This is a genomic window from Phyllobacterium phragmitis (genome assembly GCF_002980495.1).
Taxonomy (GTDB): domain Bacteria; phylum Pseudomonadota; class Alphaproteobacteria; order Rhizobiales; family Rhizobiaceae; genus Paramesorhizobium; species Paramesorhizobium phragmitis.
The window spans coordinates 1-17,835 of record NZ_PVBR01000017.1 but is presented as its reverse complement, the minus strand read 5'-3'; the positions used below and the strand labels follow the sequence as shown (position 1 = coordinate 17,835).

Here is a 17,835-nt window from a genome sequence, read left to right as displayed (position 1 = left end):
TGTCGCCTTTATCGGCGTCACAATGTTCGGATGTCATTGCTTGTATTGGGGAATTCGCCTAATCGCTCAAGAAGAAGCAACGCAATAGCAAAATATTGATAAAAACGATCCGATATAATAATTACCAATGCTTGACGCGCCACTCTGGTATCGGGCAATTAGCTATCGAAGGCGCAGTGCTGGATCTGAGAGGTTCGGCACCTATCGGTTTTGGCCATTGGCCTCGACTTCTATTTTCATATGTTTGGCAATCCCAACAATCTCGCCCCAGCTGAAATGATCGCATGCTAGACCCTGAAAATGTAAGCCAAGCGCGCATAGCCGTTTTGATGGCCGCGCTCGACGGCGAGAAATTCCTGGATGATCAACTCAGGTCGCTGGAAGCACAAACTGTCCCCGCAATCGACATATGGGCGGGTGACGATGGTTCGTCCGATGGCTCGCTCCTTCTCCTGAAGCGATGGCAGACACGCTGGAAAAAGGGAGCCTTCCACATTCTGGCCGGTCCGCGAAAAGGCTTTTCGGAAAACTTCCGCAGCCTGATGATGCGGAGTGACATTGATGCCGACTTTTTTGCCTTCTGTGACCAGGACGACGTCTGGGACAAGGACAAGCTGGAGATAGCCGTGAAGCAACTTTCACGGAATTGTGCCGATCAGCCGGGTCTTTATGCATCGAGGACCCGAATTATCGATGCAAGCGGCAATCAAATTGGTCTTTCACCCCTGTTCAAAAGGCAGCCGAGCTTTCGTAACGCCATTGTCCAGAATATCGGAGGCGGAAACACCATGCTCGTCAATCGCCCTGCATGGAATATCATCCGAGAGGGCGCACGTCGAACCGGGTTCGTCAGCCATGATTGGTGGTCGTATTTGCTTGTGAGCGGTGCCGGAGGACACGTTATCTATGATCCGACACCCAAGACCGGCTATCGCCGTCATGAGGAGAACCTGGTTGGTGATAATGCGAGCATAGGCGCTCGTATGGACAGGCTCCGCCGTTTGCTCGCAGGGGATTTCGCGGTTTGGAACCAGCGCAACATCGATAGTCTCGAAAAATGCATGGATCTACTCGACCGCGATTCCAGGAAGCTGTTTGAGGAATTTAAATCTATTCGCCAGTCCGTTGCATTCACGGCATTGTGGGGGCTCGCGAGGTCCGGCATCCGCAGGCAATCGTTGACCGACAATGCCGCCCTGTTTTTAGCCGGCATGATCGGAAAGCTGTAGAGCGACCATCAAGCTATTGCGGAAACCGCAAGCAGGGAGAGCAGCAGGCTCTCCTCCGTTGATGGCTGCCGAGTTGCCGCGAATCCGGCAAATCAGCCCGGCAAATCAGCAATGAAAAACAACGCTCTCGCGTATTGCCTCGCCAGCAACAGCTATCTTCGGCATCTCCCAATTGAAGTTTTGGAGCCCGGAGATTCGGCACTTGCGCCATATGTCACGCTTTAGCGCACCCGGTTACCTACTCTTCGACGGTTTCATTTCATTTCAAGCAGTTGCATTTCATATTGAATCGTGGTCCCAAAAATGGTTTACCAACATCGTGGATCAGCTTCAAAAAAGGGGGCACGTTGAAGGGAATAATTTTAGCGGGGGGGAGCGGTACTCGTTTGTACCCGCTGACCTTGACGATCTCGAAACAGATACTCCCGGTTTACGACAAGCCGATGATTTTCTATCCCCTGAGCGTCCTGATGCTTGCGGGTATTCGAGAAATACTGGTGATTTCGACGCCTCGCGATCTCGTGGCGTTCAAGTCACTGTTTGGCGATGGGAGCGAGTTCGGCATCGCCATTTCCTACGCGGAGCAGCCTCAGCCGAAGGGACTTGCTGAAGCGTTCATAATCGGCCGCGAGTTTATCGGAAACGACAACGTCGCCATGATCCTTGGTGACAACATATATTACGGCGATGGGCTGTCTGATTTGTGCCAATGGGCTGCGAAGAGAACAGCCGGCGCTTCCGTTTTTGCTTACCACGTCCAGGATCCGGAATCCTACGGCGTCGTCACCTTCGACAAGGTGACCGGCCAAGCTCTTTCAATTGAGGAGAAACCCGCGAATCCCAAGTCCAATTGGGCTGTTACGGGTCTCTATTTCTATGACAATGATGTCGTCGACATCGCAGCATCAATCGAACCATCGGCGCGCGGGGAGTTGGAGATCACAGCGGTCAACAACATCTATCTCGAACGGGGCGCTCTCCACGTGCATCAGTTGGGCAGAGGATATGCCTGGCTGGATACCGGAACCCACGATAGACTGCACGAGGCAGCCTCCTTCGTCCGCACGATAGAACACCGGCAAGGCATCAAGATCGCCTGTCCTGAAGAGATCGCGATGCAAATGGGCTGGCTCACCGCCGAACAGGTGTTAAGCCGTGCCGACAAGCTCGGGAAAACAGAATATGGCGCCTATCTGCGCCGTCGTGTCACGGAATTTTTCGAATTATGATGACGCTTACTTCGCTCGGCCTCGATGGTGTTTTCGAGATCACGCCACAGAAATTCGGCGACGCTCGTGGTTTTTTTTCCGAAACCTACAACAAATCGAGCTTCGCGGATGCTGGCATCCATCTTGAATTTGTCCAGGACAATCATTCCTATTCGGCCGCAAAGGGGGTTCTGCGGGGGCTGCACTACCAGCTCGGCCCGCGCGCGCAGGATAAACTCATACGGGTTGTCCGCGGTTCGATATTCGATGTGGCGGTTGATATAAGGCGGGGTTCGCCTGACTTCGGCAAGTGGGTTTCCCTTGTCGTTTCGGCGGACAAGTGGAACCAGATCCTCGTTCCGAAAGGCTTCGCCCATGGTTTCGTCACACTCGAAAACCATACCGAGGTGGTCTACAAGGTAACCGATACCTATTCGCGGGAACACGATCGGTCTATCTGCTACGATGATCCGACGATCGGGATCAAATGGCCGTTTTCGGCAGCCGAGATACAACTTTCAGACAAGGACCGGAATGCGCCGCGGCTCTCTGCGGCTGAAACATTTGAATGAGGCGGAGCAGGATACCGATGAAGAACATACTGGTAACAGGGGGAGCAGGCTTTATCGGATCGGCGGTCTGCCGCCATCTGGCAAGCAATCCGGACATCAATGTCGTCAATGTCGACAAACTCACCTATGCGGGCAATCTCGCTTCTCTGCGCCAGATCGAAAATCACCTGAACTACCGGTTCTACCAACTCGATATATGCGATGACGTCAAACTGTTGGATATCCTTCGCGCCGAGGAAATCGACGCCATTATGCATCTTGCCGCGGAGAGCCACGTCGACCGCTCGATCGATGGTCCGGGCGCCTTCATCGAGACAAACATCGTCGGTACCTACCGTTTGCTGAACGCAGCACTGACCTATTGGCGTGACCTGCCGACGGACAAAAAGGAAGCATTCCGCTTTCACCACGTTTCCACGGACGAGGTATTCGGCGATCTCCCATTCGACAGCGGCATCTTCACTGAAGAAACGCCGTACGCGCCGTCGTCGCCATATTCGGCATCCAAGGCGGCATCGGACCATCTTGTGCGCGCCTGGCACGAGACCTATGGCTTACCAGTCGTCCTCTCCAACTGCTCCAATAATTACGGTCCTTTTCACTTCCCGGAAAAACTCATTCCGCTCGTCATTTTGAATGCACTCGATGAAAAGCCCCTCCCCGTGTATGGCGCCGGCGCCAATGTCCGTGATTGGCTCTATGTCGAAGATCACGCCCGGGCGCTCGCCTGCGTTATCACCAAGGGTGCGGCCGGCGAGAATTATAATATCGGCGGCAACGCCGAGCGCACAAACCTGAGCGTCGTGGAGACGATTTGCGATACGCTGGACGAGAAGAAACCGCGGAGATCCGGCGGGTCCTATCGTGACCTGATCACTTTCGTGGCTGACAGGCCGGGGCATGACCGCCGTTATGCAATCGACGCCTCCAAGATCGAACGGGAACTGAACTGGAAACCGCAAGAGACATTCGAGACCGGCTTGGCGCGCACCGTGGCCTGGTATCTGGATAACGCCTGGTGGTGGGGACCTATCCGGCAAAAGACCTATTCAGGCGAGCGCCTGGGTTCGATGGTGAAAGGCGCGGCATGAAGCTGCTGGTGACCGGCAAGGAAGGGCAAGTCGCGCGAAGCCTTGTCGAAAGGGCGTCGCGATTCCCGGGTGTGACGGTGATCACGGCTGGCCGCCCTGAAATGGACCTCGCGGATTCCGCTGGCATAAACCGTATCATTAGCACTGCCGATATCGACATCGTGATTTCGGCCGCTGCCTACACGGCCGTTGACCAGGCCGAAGACGAGCCGGAACTGGCGCATACACTGAACGCGACGGGAGCGCATGCCATTGCCAGCGCCGCCGCTGCCCGCGACATTCCGATTATTCACCTATCGACCGACTATGTCTTTTCAGGCGCGTCCGAGGGACGCTATACGGAAGACGATGCTACGGATCCGCAATGTGTCTACGGACGAACCAAACTTGCGGGAGAATTGGCGGTAGCATCCGCAAATCCGCGGCACATCATCTTGCGTACGGCCTGGGTATACAGCCCGTTCGGCAAGAATTTCGTCAAGACAATGATGAGGCTCGCTGCTGAACGGGATGAAATATCCGTCGTCTCGGATCAATGGGGCAATCCCACATCTGCGCTGGATATCGCGGACGGGATCATTCATATAGCTGAGCGGATTGTTTCAGGCGGCAAGAATGCACCTTATGGCCTCTTTCACCTGGCAGGCACCGGTGAAACCAACTGGAGCGGCTTCGCCGAGGAAATCATGCATACGAGCCACGTCCAAGGGGGACGGAAGGCTATAATCCGACCCATTACGACAGACGATTACCCGACCAAGGCCAAGCGGCCCGCCAACTCACGGCTGGCAACCGAAAAGCTTGAAGCTGCTTACGGCTGGAAAGCGCCGCAATGGCAAACATCCCTCGGCGAGGTCTCGAGGAGAATACTTGCCGGTTGAGACGGGCAGCATCAATCTGCCTGTCGATTGCTCCAGGGAACGGGGCGCCTATCGGACCGACAGCCAACCATTCTTGTGCTTAAATCGACCCAAGTCTGCGGTTATGCTGACTGGAAACAGGGGTCTACTCGTCGCGTGCTCGCTGGTATAAAATGATATGCTAAACAATAATCGACCGGTCGAGCTTTGGCGCCAACTCGCTGCAGAACTGCGAAAGCTGAAGCTTGTCTATCGCCGTATTCTGATCGAGACCCGCCGCAATTCACGGCCTGGATTCGATCTCCATGACAGAAACGGTGAAATTGTCGGCCGTCTTGAGGAGATCAAGGTCGAGCGCGGCATGATCCACCTGAAGGGGTGGACGACAAGACCAGTTCTCCGGCTGGTTTCTGGTCCGGTCCGCCGCTCGATCACCCCGGATCAGGCCCGTCATGACATCAATGACGCACGAGGCCTGCGTCTCGACACCCAGACGGGCTTCAACGTCAATTTCCCTTTTCGCAATGATGACCTGCGTATCGAGGTCGACGGGGTGGATGGCCCCAGGGAATATACGTTCGCCGCGATGACGCAAATGGAGCGAGCATATTCCAATGCTTCCATTTTCTTTCATCTCGCATGGCTGGGCGTTGGAAACATCCCTCTCCTGTTTCGCTATTTCATCCTGCGCGATCCCCTTGCTGCAAGCCGGCTGAAAGATCAGTATTTCACTTTTGAACGGAAGCCAGAGGTGGATTTGGCCGCTGGGATTCTCACTGAAAATCCGGCGCGGCTGGTGCTTGACGAACCAATCTTCATTGTTCTTCCCGTTTACAACGGGTTTGAACTTTTGCCTGACGTGCTGGGCCGCGTCGACCGTTTCACCGACGGGCCGTTCCGTCTCATCATCGTGGAAGACTGTTCGACGGACAGTCGCGTGAAGCCGTGGCTGCAGGATTGGGCTGCTAGCCGCCGATCGCGCGTTATCTTGATCCAGAACGAGCAAAATCTCGGCTTCATCCAGGCGGTCAACAAGGGCCTGGAAGCGGCGGACGGACACCATGTCGTCCTCCTGAATTCCGATGCCTTCGTGCCGGAGGGTTGGCTGTCCCGGCTCATGACTCCTATCATAGCCGATGAGAGAATAGCCTCCGCCACACCGATGTCGAACGATGCCGAGATCTTCTCCGTGCCGGTGATATGTCGGAAAACCGATCTGCAAGTCGGTCAAGCAGACGCCATCGATGCCGTCGCCCGAAACATCAATCCAGCGGCGCTATCGGTCGAAGCACCGACAGGCGTTGGCTTCTGCATGGCAATGAACAAGAAATTCCTTGGCCTGGTTCCGAAATTCGACCTGGAATTCGGCAAGGGTTACGGTGAAGAGGTCGACTGGTGCCAGAAGACGCAAGCGCTTGGCGGGCGTCACGTCGCGGTGCCGAATCTGTTCGTGGAGCACCGGGGAGGCAATTCGTTCGGACTGGAGGCGAAGGCACGCTTGATGCGCTCGAATGGCGCGATCATCTCAAGGCGGTATCCCGGATATGACGGGGATGTTCAGGGCTTTATCGCAACGGATCCCCTTTTGTCGGCCCGAATTCTGCTGGCCATTGCGGCAATCAAGAGACCGGATCGGCCCTTGCCGGTCTACTTCGCTCACGATATGGGCGGCGGCGCCGAAGCCTATCTGCAAAATCGCATCAAATCGGAAATCGAGACGATGGACCAAGGCGCCGTCACCGTGCGCGAGCGCACGGGCGCTGGTCTCTACGAGTTGGAGGTTCATTCGGCCGCAGGCAAAACCAAGGTCCACACGGACGATCTCGGCAATCTGCGCGATGTCCTTCATACCGCCGATCAGCTCCATCTGGTCTATTCGTGCATTGTCGGATCACGCGAGCCGCTCAAACTCGCGGAATTCATGATCGAGCTTTGCCGAATACAGGATCGGTTCTCGGTTCTCATCCACGATTATTTTCCGCTTTGCCCATCCTATACGCTGCTTGACAACAGTGGAAAATATTGTGGAATCCCGGCAATGAGTGTTTGCAAAACCTGCCTGGAGGCCGGCAATCCGAACAGCGCCGTGTCCAATCCTGATATACTGGAATGGCGCAAGGTGTGGGGTGGCGTCATGACAAGGGCTGACCGGATCGAGGTCTTTTCCGATACCAGCCGCCAGATCGTTGCCAAAGCCTATCCGAAGGCTGCTCCCAAGATCGTCGTCAACCCGCACGTCCTTCAGGCCCTGCCGCAGCCGGTAACTCCGCCTGACACCCACACCCTGACGATCGGAATCCTCGGCAATATCGGCTATCAAAAAGGCGCACGTGCGGTCATGGATCTGGCGGCGGTCCTGCCGAACGATCGCAGCGTTCGCATCTCCATCATCGGAAATTTCGATTATCGCTTCCATCGTTCGGTTGTCACCGTCTATGGCCAATATCAGATCGAGGACCTGACCAGCATCGCCGCGCAACAGCAGATCGGATGCTGGCTGATGCCCTCTATCTGGCCGGAGACCTTCTCCTACGCCATCCACGAAATGCTGGCGACCGGTCTCCCCGTCTTCTGCTTCTCTCTCGGCGCTCAGGCCGATGCGGCCGCCAGATCAGAAAACGGCCACGTCCTGAAGGCTCCTCCGGACAAGCCGCGCGAGGTTCTGGATGAAATTCTCGGAGCTATGCGCGAGACCTCAAAATCAGCTGCTTAGTGCCTTTGCCCATCATGAAGATGCCCTCGGAGATAAATTCGCAGTACCTTGGTATAAAGACCTTCAACCCTTGCCTTCGACCGCCTGCTATGGAAAGAAATAGACAGCGGATGCACAACATTCAGGCAACCCAACGTCAGTATCATCCGTCCCGGACAGATAGTGGGGATCAAGTGGAAATGAGTGGAGTATATCGTCTGTGACGAAAGCAGCTGGCACCAAATCGCAGCAGCGCGTCTGTGTTCTCGTTCTAGGCATGCACCGCTCCGGCACCAGCGCATTGACGCGGGTGCTTAATCTGGTTGGCTGCGATCTACCCAAGACTATCATGGGAAGCAACAAAACCAATGAGGCCGGACATTGGGAGTCGACCCCGATCGCTCGCTTGAATGATCGCATTCTGCAGTCTGCCGGATCAGAATGGGATGATTGGCTGGAGTTCAATCCAGGCTGGTTCAATTCTCCTAAAGTGAACGGATTTCGCGAAGAAGCAATCGCGACGCTTGACGAGGAATTTAACGCCTCGCGCCTGTTCGTCTTGAAGGATCCGCGAATCTGCCGTCTTGCACCGTTTTGGATCGAGACCCTTGAACATGCTGGTATTCGCCCGCTGGCGGTGATACCCATTCGCAATCCAATCGAAGTCGCGGCATCACTCGAACAACGCAACGGCTTCGTACGCTCTTATGGTTATCTCCTATGGTTGCGACATGTGCTGGATGCTGAACTCGCAACGCGTGGGATGCCACGTTATTTTACTAGTTACGATCGACTGCTGACCGGATGGCCTGATGTCTTGAAGGAGGCAGATAGCGCCCTCGGAATTTCCTGGCCGCGCATGTCCGGCAAAGTGACCACCGAAGTCGATATCTTCCTTTCAGAAAAGTACAGACATCACAGAGAGCCCCCCGAGCGCGTCCTCGAAAACCCGGCGCTTTCAACGTGGCTTCGTCACGGCTTCACAATCTTTAACACATGGGCACGCACCGGCGAGCGGCCAGAGGACTTCACCACACTCGACCGGCTGCGCGGCGAGTTCAATGGCGCAGCTCCCGCTTTTGCGCATCTTATCGCAACTGGGCAGAAGGCCAGATTTGATACGAAAAAGCTGAAACAGGATTTGGCAAACGCCGAAGAGAAACTCACGGATTCTTACAAACTGGAGCAACGCTGCCACGAAGCGGAACGGACGGCGACTGAACTCGCAGCAGCTCTTAAAGGAAAGGAAGCCGCCGTCGTCGAGGAAAAGGAAGCTGCCATCGAGGCATTGCGAAAAGAACTGACAGCGCACATTGAAAAACAAACGCAAGAAATCAAAATCCACAAATGGAAAACCGAAGCCGAGCGCGCAAAAACCGAACGTGAAAAAACTGAAGCGCAGCTGAAGGCGCACTTTGAGGTGATTGCGACGTTAACCCGCCTACTAAGTCAATATGAGAAGAGGCCAAACAGGCTTGCTCAGATTCGACGGCTGCCTCGCACAACGTTTCAAATTTTAAAAGCGGCCGGAAAGCACCGCCACTGGGCCAACCTTTGGCACCGCATCCGCTATGCAGGAGCACTCAGACGATTGAGGCGCTCAGGTATCTTCGACGACAGCTGGTATCTGCAGAAGAACCCGGACGTCTCCACCGGAGGCATCAACCCGGCGATACATTATATTCGCTTTGGTGCCATGGAAGGACGCAAGCCAAGTGAAAAAGTAGCACCTGGTCAACGTCCCTGATGGATACAAGGATTGGGATATTCACCTGTGAAGCGTCGATCGGGAACAAATAACAAGCTCTAAGAAAGACGGACATCAAATTGATCCGCGCATCCGTCTCTTCGGTGCCAATTGGTATGTTGTCGGCCGTGAAAAATTCGAAAGCCGCTTCTTCACGCAGCATCGACGTCGGAAGCGTATCCATAAGGGGACACAGTAATCATTCTACAGGCGCGGGAACGGCGCGCCTGCGGTCCGATGCCCACTTGAGGAATATCTTTCCCATGCGATCACCACGCTTTTCAATCAAGTGGAAGCTACACCAAGCAACTGCTGTCACGACGGGGAGGGTTAAGGCGATGCAGGCACCCAGCTTCAGCCACAGTGATATAGGCATGGCATAGATAACGCGATATGTCGGCGAAAGCGCGAAGATCACGAATGGATGCCAGAGATACGTCGAATAGCAGATCTTGGCGTAAAACCGCGTGATCGAGTTGGAGAATATCGAGATTGGGCTGATCGACAGTCCGATCAGTAAAGTTGCGTAGCCGATCGCCGTCAGATGGTCCATTTCGAATGAGGTTTTGGTATACTTGTTCAGAGCCATCATCCAAACTAGGCTAAGGCCAACGCAGGAGATCAGCCAACCGGTAGAGCGGTCAAAGTTCTTGGTCTTGACGTATTGGTAGACGTCGAAAGCAATCATTCCGATCACAAAGACTGGAAAATGATGCAGCAAATTGTAGTGGCTGTAGCGTCGGGCCAGAATCGGATCGCTGATCAGTTGGATTACATATTGGTCGAAGGCGTACACCGCCCATGCGGCTAGGATCGCAACGATGATCTTTTGCCAGATCGTTCGCAAGCGGAAATAGAGAAGCGGGAACAACAGGTAGAATGGCATTTCGACGCCAATCGTCCAGCTTGCCCACACAATACCGGTTACCCATTGTGGGTTGAAGTTGAATGCAAAGACAGTCGTGGCGAGGATTTTGCTCCAATCGAAAGTCATGTCACGCCAGACCCAATCGCGCCAGATAGTCAGCAGCAACATGAAATAATAGAGCGGTAGAATGCGGAAGAGCCGCGCCACGGCATAGCTGAGCATGGGGTATTCATGCGAGAGATGCTTCGGCATCGTGTAGCAGAGCGAAAAGGCACTGATCAGGAAGAAGAGGATCACGCCTGATCCGCCGAACTCCAGAAATACTTTGGCCGGCCGCGGGTATTGAATAGCTGGCACGAAGACGATGTGAAAGATCACTACGTACAGAACGGCTATGCCGCGCCCGTCGTCTAGAAAATAGAGCCGCTCTCGGCGTTCGGTCATTCTGAAGCGTTCTCCATAATGGGGTCGGCTACGCATATGTCAAAAGCCCAACTCTGTCTATTCGCGGAATGGCGGTGGCGGGGCTCCCAAGAGCGGCCCCGTGCCCGCTGGCAGCGCCACGGGCTTCTCACCAAGCATTTGTGGCTGCTCAGGCTGGAGAAGGACATATCGGAGCGGCAGATCACGCTACGCAATTGTTCGCGGTCGAGGAGCTAATCTCCCTCGCTCGGTAAATTCGCCAGTTATCAAAGTTGCAGCCCACACTATGAGTATGGTACGCACAGCCGACCTAAACTCTGACAGTTAATGGCGTTGAACACTCTCAGCTCTGTGCGGTTCAATGCCTGTTCAGGAAGCTTGACCAAACGAAATACCGGACCACAGTTGGAGGCCACTAGGCTACGGATGAAAACACCTGCATTCTTATACCGTTATCAAAATTTCCTTAACTCTCAGCTGAAAAGCATAGTTAGAGATTCTCGCATAGTCGGATATTTCATAAGAAATGCAGAACGCATATTTCGAACATACATCTATAGTCCTATCGGAAAGGATTACACTTCATTTGAGAACAGCGGTGTGATGCTGTTTGATAAAGATTTTTACTACAGTTGCTACGCCGACGTTAGAGAAGCGGGCGTCGATGCTTTTTTCCATTTCAAGTATTTCGGATGGAGAGAAGGACGAAATCCTTCCAAATATTTTGCAACGACAGAGTATCTTGAAAGGTATGATGATGTTCGTTCCGCAAACATCAATCCATTATTCCACTACGTCAAGTGGGGTTACCGCGAGGGTCGAGTGGCTATTCCAGTCGGCGCAAACTCGGTCGTTCCAAGCCCACAACAGCATTTCGACTCCCATTCCCCTTTTGACAAATCAAAAGTGTTCATGGGAGGCCAGCCGGCCCATTTTGAGTATTTGCCATCTGCGCCGAATGGTATGCCCGATTATTTCACGGCACGGGCGTTGGGCCCATCCGCAAAAAATCTGATCCTCGCCGTTATCAATGATAATGCCGGTTGGCAGGACCTTGATAAGAAATTGTCTATTGGCATATTCGCAGAATCTGATGTTTTTATTATCATTCGCGACCAAACACTCATAGGTCGATTAGCCGCAAACTGCTCAAGAGTACGGAACTTCTTTATCGTCCAATATTCAACCACTCATAGTGAAATTCATGCTTTTCTACATTTTTTGAATGCTAGTGTGGTTGATGATTACGAGGCGGCATGCCTGCTTGTACCCGGCGCCGACATACCGACAAGCACCGGCTTTATGAAGTTTTGCAATACGGCAACAACTGACGAGGACATCGGCATACTCGCCGATAAGTTCGAGGCCGCGGCGACGTTTGTTACTGATGATATCAGGCAATTTTTAAACAGAGTGCTGCCGCGGTTGAGCTCTGTGGTTTCGGCGCTAGATTTTTCCGTTCCCAGAGGCTGTTACCTTTATCTCAACGTAATGATTTTACGTCATGTGGCCGCTCTAAAATTGCACGAAAGAGACCTAATTGGAGCCTCCAACGTAAGTCAGTCGAGCTGGTTGGCCAAATTTCAGACGTTGGCCGGATATTTCGCAAACGATGGTGCTTACACGGTGAAATCTTCCGTGGCATCAAAGCCGTCCAACCGGAAATCCGAACTCAAGAAAATTAAGTCAATCGCCTTTCTTCTACCCCAGTTCCATCCGGTTGAAGAAAACGACAAATGGTGGGGTAAGGGATTCACAGAGTGGAATAATGTGATACGGGGTCGCCCCCAGTTCCTTCATCACTACCAACCCCGTTTGCCCAAAGATCTAGGGTTCTATGATTTGCGGCATCCGGACACGCAGCAACGACAAGCCGATTTGGCACAAGATCATGGCGTGTATGGTTTCTGCTACTACTATTACTGGTTTAATGGCAAGAAAGTGCTGAATGAACCAATTGAACAGATGCTTCAGTTGGGAAAACCTGATCATCCATTCTGCGTCTGCTGGGCTAATGAAAATTGGTCACGAAACTGGGACGGTCAGGAGCGCTTTGTATTGCTCCGGCAAAATTATTCTCTTGAGAGCAGTCGGGCACTCATTCGTGAATTCATCACGATGATGCGAGATCCGAGATATATCAGGCATAATGGCAAGCCAGTTTTGCTTGTCTATCGCATTCGCATCATACCGAACTGGAAAGAAACTGCTGAAATGTGGCGCCAGGAGTGCAGGAAAGCAGGTATTGGAGAAATCCATCTATGTGCTGCTCGATTCGCTCTTGAGCCGCTCGAAGGCGCTCCCGAAGAGTTTTCCGTGGATTCCTACGTCTTGTTTCCTCCCCACGAGACGCAGCGCAATAATCAGCGTCACGAGGTAAAAAACTTGAACTCTCATTTTAATGGTGAGATTTTCAGCTACGATGGTGTTGTTACAGGAGATCTAGAGCGATTTAAACAAGGGTACCCGTGGAAAGTCCATCGTGGGGCAATGATGGGCTGGGATAATACGGCCCGCCGCCAGCACGATTCACGCATTTTCCATGGCGCAACGCCATTAAAGCTTAGGCGATGGCTGAAAGGCATAATAAGCCAGGAACTTCAATACAGAAAAGGATCTGAGTCACTATTGTTCATCAATGCCTGGAACGAATGGGCGGAAGGAACCACTCTTGAACCAGACCAAAGGTTCGGTGATGGCTATCTTCGCGCAGTACGATCCACGATAGGCAAATACGCACCAAAACATGAACGAACCCCATCTAATGCGTCGGTCAGCATAGATAAACCGTCGGCGCACGCCCCCGCCAAGCGCATCTCGGCACAGATTGATACAAAATTCGAGTTTCCTGTGAGGTATAAAGGCGATATCAACCTAACGCCAAATCGACCCACAATTCTAATCTGCGCGCATATTTCCGGCCACCAGTTATTTGGCGGAGAAAGAAGCTTTTTAGACCTTGTCGAAGCTCTCAACTTTTTGAACTATAATGTTATTGCCTGTCTCCCCAGCAGCAACAATCGCCAATATGTTGAGGCAATTCGGAAAAGGGTTCATTGCCTCTATGTTTTCCGGTACCCTCAATGGCATAGCCGGCGGGACATCGATCAGCAGCTAGTGTTGCATTTTTCAGACATAATTGCCGAACATAACGTCTCTCTTGTCTATGCAAATACTATCGTGCTGTTAGAACCGCTGTATGCAGCGAAACGAATGCGGCGACTGCGACTAATCCATGCACGCGAGATCATCTCACTCGATGCTCCGTTGCAAGAGCGGCTGGCAATGACGGCCGAAGAGGCCATTAGTGAGGTATTCGAACGTTCAGACTTCTTGATCGCGAATTCTAATGCAACCTATAATCTCTTTGCCCGTCACCATCGCACCTTTTATGTTCCGAATGCGGTGAACCTGGTAGACTACCCGACCGAAAACGTAGTGGACGGTAAGTTCCGTTTCGGACTTGTCAGCAGCAACATCCCTAAAAAAGGTATATTAGATTTCCTTAAAATTGCTGCTATCTGCGAGACCATGACGAACAATGCGGAATTCTTAATAATCGGTCCTGAAAATGAATATACCCAACGATTGCGGAATTCTGGCCAAGTGCCAAAGAACGTCAAGTTCGTTGGCTATAAAGAAAGCCCAATGGAGGCAATGAACGAGATCAATGTTCTGTTGAATTTGTCAAACTTTGCCGAATCGTTCGGGCGTACAGTTGCGGAGGCAATGGCATCTCATCGGCCTGTAATTGGTTATGAATGGGGTGCAATACCCGAACAAATCCAAGATGGCGTCAATGGATTCCTCGTTCCCTATCGTGACATAGACGCGGCAGCGGACGCTGTTCTTAAGTTTTGCCGCAATCCGTCATTGATCTCCGCAATGGGAAATAAGGGGAGAGATATTGTATCCCGTAAATTCTCTTACGAGATGCTGCGGGAACGCTTGGCGAGTGCACTGGATAATGTTTTTGATGCAGAGCGGGCTGCACAGATTGGAATTGGACCGAAATATATACCAGCCGCTGGTTCGTCCCAACTCACAATCATCATTCCTGTCTACAATGCATATGACCAAGTGCGCGGGTGCATTGAATCTGTCTTAAAGAATTCGGATATGAGCCGTGTAAAACTTCTTGTCATTAATGATGGAAGCACCGACGAACGCATCAGAGACATGGTTGACAGCTATAACGTAGTCCCAAATGTCGAAGTTATGCACAACGAAATTAACATTGGCTACACGCGAACAATAAATCGTGGAATACGGTGGGCTGTTAACGACGACGTTATTCTGCTCAATAGTGACGCCATAGTCACTCCGAACTGGATAGCGGGCTTGCGTGCGGTAGCGTTTCAACAAGATAACATTGCGACGGTAACCGCGATGAGTGACAATGCTGGAGCTTTTTCTTTCCCCAATATAAATGAAAAAAACCTCGTCCCTTCCGGTATCACACGTGACGAATTCGCTGCAAAGATCGTCCAAGGTGCTAGTCACTGCGCACCTGTAAGTGTCCCCACCGGATCGGGCTTCTGCATGTACATTCGACGCGAGGCAATAACGCAGATCGGGTTTTTCGACGAAGAGGCGTTTGCGCGGGGATACGGTGAAGAGAATGACTTCTGCATGCGCGCAAATGCAATGGGTTGGAAAAATCTTATTTCACCGTGGGCATACGTTTATCACGTGCGAACAGCGAGTTTTGGATCTGAGAAAGAAACTCTCGTAAAGGCAGGCGTTAATGTGGTGACGAAGCGCTATCCCCATTATGCAGCCTCGGTAAAGGAGGCCTTTAATTCCGATGCTATCTTGACACTTCGGGAAGCGACGTTGAAGGCGTATAATTAAGCATGGATGACGTGCCTTTTCATCATCTTGAGCTCACACGTAGCGAACTTATGGGTGGATGCCCCTTCGGCCGGCATCGGTACGATTGTCCGCTTCGCGCCATGATGGCGCAATCAAATCCACTACCCGGAAACACCGTGGTATGGCGGGGCCTTAAACGACTGACCGATATCCGCCTTGGGACCGAAATCGCCCGGATGCTTAAATGTGGGTAATTGCAAAATTGTTGCATCGCTTACAGCCTCACCGTGGGAATACTCACTTCCCACAGGCGATCAGATGGACCTGATATCGTCGGTCGTGAAGAATTCGAAAGCCGCTGATTTCACATAGAAATCGACGGTTTTTCGGATCCCGGAATTGCAGGAAACGACGTGTTTGTGGGTTGTTTTCTTGCAATTCGCGTTTGTGGTTTTCCTGCCTGGCAAAGCATGATTCACTGTGTTGACCTGCCATGACCTGCCACTGCGAATTTCCTCCACGATGGATTAGAGTCCGGCCCATTAAAGGACGGACGAATGAAGAAGCAGAGATTCACCGAAGAGCAGATTATTGCGGTGCTGAAGGAGCAGGAGGCTGGCGCGAAGGTGTCCGACCTCAGCCGTAAGCACGGAATTTCAGAAGCAACGTTTTATAATTGGAAAGCCAAATACGGTGGCATGGAAGTCTCCGAGGCGAAGCGGCTGAAGGCGCTTGAGGACGAGAACGCTAGGCTGAAGAAGCTGCTGGCCGAACAGATGCTGGATGCAGCCGCACTTCGCGAGCTTCTTGCAAAAAAATGGTAGGGCCCGCCGCCAAACGCGACGCCGTCGCGCATCTGAAGGCCGTCATGGGGCTTTCGGAACGGCGGGCCGGTAGTGTCCAGAATCTTTCGCACTTTTTATCAGGCGACGGCTCCGTGGGTTGAGGTCTGCTCCGCGTAGAGCGGGTCCATATTCATGTATTTGCGCGTCGACCACTGACTGCCCGCGATGTGCCTCAGCCGGGCCGCCGCCAGATTCAGGCAGCTTTGGCCGTCCGGGAAGGCTCCCACGACGCGGGTGCGCCGGCGGATTTCCTTCATGATCCGCTCCAGCGGATTGTTGGTTCTGATCTTGAGCCAATGGCTGTCGGGGAAGGCGTAGAAGGTCAGGGTCTCATCGATATGCGCCTCGATCAAATCGGCCGCTTTCCCGAGCTTCTGGCGGCGTAGGTCCTCGATGATCATGGCGGCCTTCTCCTGCGCCGCTTCCCGGCTTTCCTGGGCGTGGATCGCCTTCAGCATATGGCTGATCTCGCGCACCTTCGTCGTCGGCACATGGCTGAACACGTTGCGGTAAAAATGCACCATGCAGCGCTGCCAGCGCGCCTCGGGCAGATAATCGGCGATGCTTTCCACCAGGCCGCGGCAAGCATCCGAGATGATCAGCTGCACGCCGCTCAGGCCGCGGTCGACCAGGTGGCGCAGAAACGCCGACCAGCCGGACTTGTCCTCCTTGGCGCCTTCGCAGATGCCGAGGATCTCGCGATAGCCCTCGGCATTGACCGCGCTGGCCACCAGCAGCGAGACGTTGCGCACCTCGCCCGCCCAGGTTCGCTTCATCACGATGCCGTCAAGATAGAGATAGGGGTGATCGCCCTCGATCGGCCGGTTCCGCCATTCCTCGATCTTCGTGTAGATCTTCTTGTTCAGGTTCGAAACCGTGCCAGGGCTGACCCGCGTGCCCCACAGCGCCTCGGTGATGTCCTCCACGCGCCGCACCGAGACACCGGCCAGATACATCTCGATCAAGGCCTCTTCGACCGAGCTCTCCCGCCGTCGGTAACGCTCGATGATGGCCGTCTCGAAGGTCTGGCGGCGCAACTTCGGCACCTTCAGCTTCACCTCGCCCGCCTTGGTGTGCAGGGCCCGCTCGTAGCTGCCGGCTCGCCTGTCCTGGCGGCCTTCATTGCGTTCATAGCGCCCCGCGCCGCACAATCGGTCCGCCTCCGCGTCGAGCATCGTATTCAGCGCCTCTTCAACCGTCCCGCGCACCATCTCACCAAGGTGATCCTTGATCCGCGCTTCGTCGATCCGGATCACCTGACCCATCGCCGCATCCTTCTCGTCGTCCATCTCTTCGCTCCTTCCGTCATGGTAGAAGGAGCCGTCAAATCTGAAAGTGCGAAAGATTCTTTACGTTATCGGCGGGCCTGCCAGATTATATCTGCGGATCGGAAGATGGTACGATATCGGTCCTGCCGACCGCCGGAGGTAGAATTGCGATTGAGGCTGCGCGATCTCGCCAATGAGCGACGGCGTTTCGGCTATC

At 53.4% G+C, this 17,835-nt stretch carries 10 protein-coding genes and 2 pseudogenes; 10 read left to right on the top strand and 2 right to left on the bottom strand.

What is annotated here, in order from left to right:
• Nucleotides 1-284: 284 nt before the first annotated feature.
• The 7 genes from C5748_RS19790 (at nt 285) to C5748_RS19760 (ending at nt 9,399) form a co-directional block, all read left to right on the top strand.
• Nucleotides 285-1,229 carry a glycosyltransferase family 2 protein gene (locus C5748_RS19790; RefSeq protein ID WP_105743668.1) on the top strand — a complete coding sequence of 315 codons (945 nt, stop codon included), beginning with the start codon at nt 285-287 and terminating at the stop codon, nt 1,227-1,229.
• 347 nt (nt 1,230-1,576) lie between these two features.
• Complete coding sequence (gene rfbA / locus C5748_RS19785; RefSeq protein ID WP_105743667.1) at nt 1,577-2,458, top strand: glucose-1-phosphate thymidylyltransferase RfbA; 882 nt, start codon at nt 1,577-1,579, stop codon at nt 2,456-2,458.
• Nucleotides 2,458-3,009 carry a dTDP-4-dehydrorhamnose 3,5-epimerase gene (rfbC, locus tag C5748_RS19780; protein ID WP_425350281.1) on the top strand — a complete coding sequence of 184 codons (552 nt, stop codon included), beginning with the start codon at nt 2,458-2,460 and terminating at the stop codon, nt 3,007-3,009. Before rfbA ends, rfbC begins: the two co-directional genes overlap by 1 nt.
• A gap of 17 nt (nt 3,010-3,026) precedes the next feature.
• Nucleotides 3,027-4,100 (top strand): dTDP-glucose 4,6-dehydratase, encoded by a 1,074-nt coding sequence (gene rfbB, locus C5748_RS19775; RefSeq protein WP_105743665.1) that lies wholly within the window; start codon nt 3,027-3,029, stop codon nt 4,098-4,100.
• Nucleotides 4,097-4,981 (top strand): dTDP-4-dehydrorhamnose reductase, encoded by an 885-nt coding sequence (gene rfbD, locus C5748_RS19770; protein ID WP_105743664.1) that lies wholly within the window; start codon nt 4,097-4,099, stop codon nt 4,979-4,981. The genes rfbB and rfbD overlap by 4 nt, the downstream gene beginning before the upstream one ends.
• Before the next feature lie 157 nt (nt 4,982-5,138).
• Entirely contained in the window at nt 5,139-7,673 is a 2,535-nt protein-coding gene (locus C5748_RS19765) for a glycosyltransferase (RefSeq protein WP_105743663.1), read from the top strand.
• 199 nt (nt 7,674-7,872) lie between these two features.
• The gene (locus tag C5748_RS19760; protein ID WP_105743662.1) at nt 7,873-9,399 is read left to right on the top strand and encodes a sulfotransferase family protein; all 1,527 of its coding nucleotides are present in this window, start codon (nt 7,873-7,875) and stop codon (nt 9,397-9,399) included.
• A 199-nt stretch (nt 9,400-9,598) separates the two neighbouring features.
• Here the strand turns inward: C5748_RS19760 and C5748_RS19755 are convergent, their stop codons facing one another.
• Nucleotides 9,599-10,711 (bottom strand): acyltransferase family protein, encoded by a 1,113-nt coding sequence (locus tag C5748_RS19755; protein WP_158259903.1) that lies wholly within the window; start codon nt 10,709-10,711, stop codon nt 9,599-9,601.
• Between the two features lie 582 nt (nt 10,712-11,293).
• Between C5748_RS19755 and C5748_RS19750 the strand changes: the two genes are divergently transcribed.
• The gene (locus tag C5748_RS19750; protein WP_158259902.1) at nt 11,294-15,544 is read left to right on the top strand and encodes a glycoside hydrolase family 99-like domain-containing protein; all 4,251 of its coding nucleotides are present in this window, start codon (nt 11,294-11,296) and stop codon (nt 15,542-15,544) included.
• Between the two features lie 518 nt (nt 15,545-16,062).
• Nucleotides 16,063-16,397, top strand: a pseudogene (locus C5748_RS19740) (transposase); the annotation flags it as partial.
• Between the two features lie 30 nt (nt 16,398-16,427).
• On the opposite strand, the gene C5748_RS19735 reads toward C5748_RS19740, so the two are convergent.
• Nucleotides 16,428-17,615 (bottom strand): IS256 family transposase, encoded by a 1,188-nt coding sequence (locus tag C5748_RS19735; RefSeq protein ID WP_199194852.1) that lies wholly within the window; start codon nt 17,613-17,615, stop codon nt 16,428-16,430.
• Between the two features lie 84 nt (nt 17,616-17,699).
• On the opposite strand from C5748_RS19735, the pseudogene C5748_RS19730 reads away from it, so the two are divergent.
• Nucleotides 17,700-17,835: pseudogene (locus C5748_RS19730) on the top strand (IS3 family transposase); the annotation flags it as partial.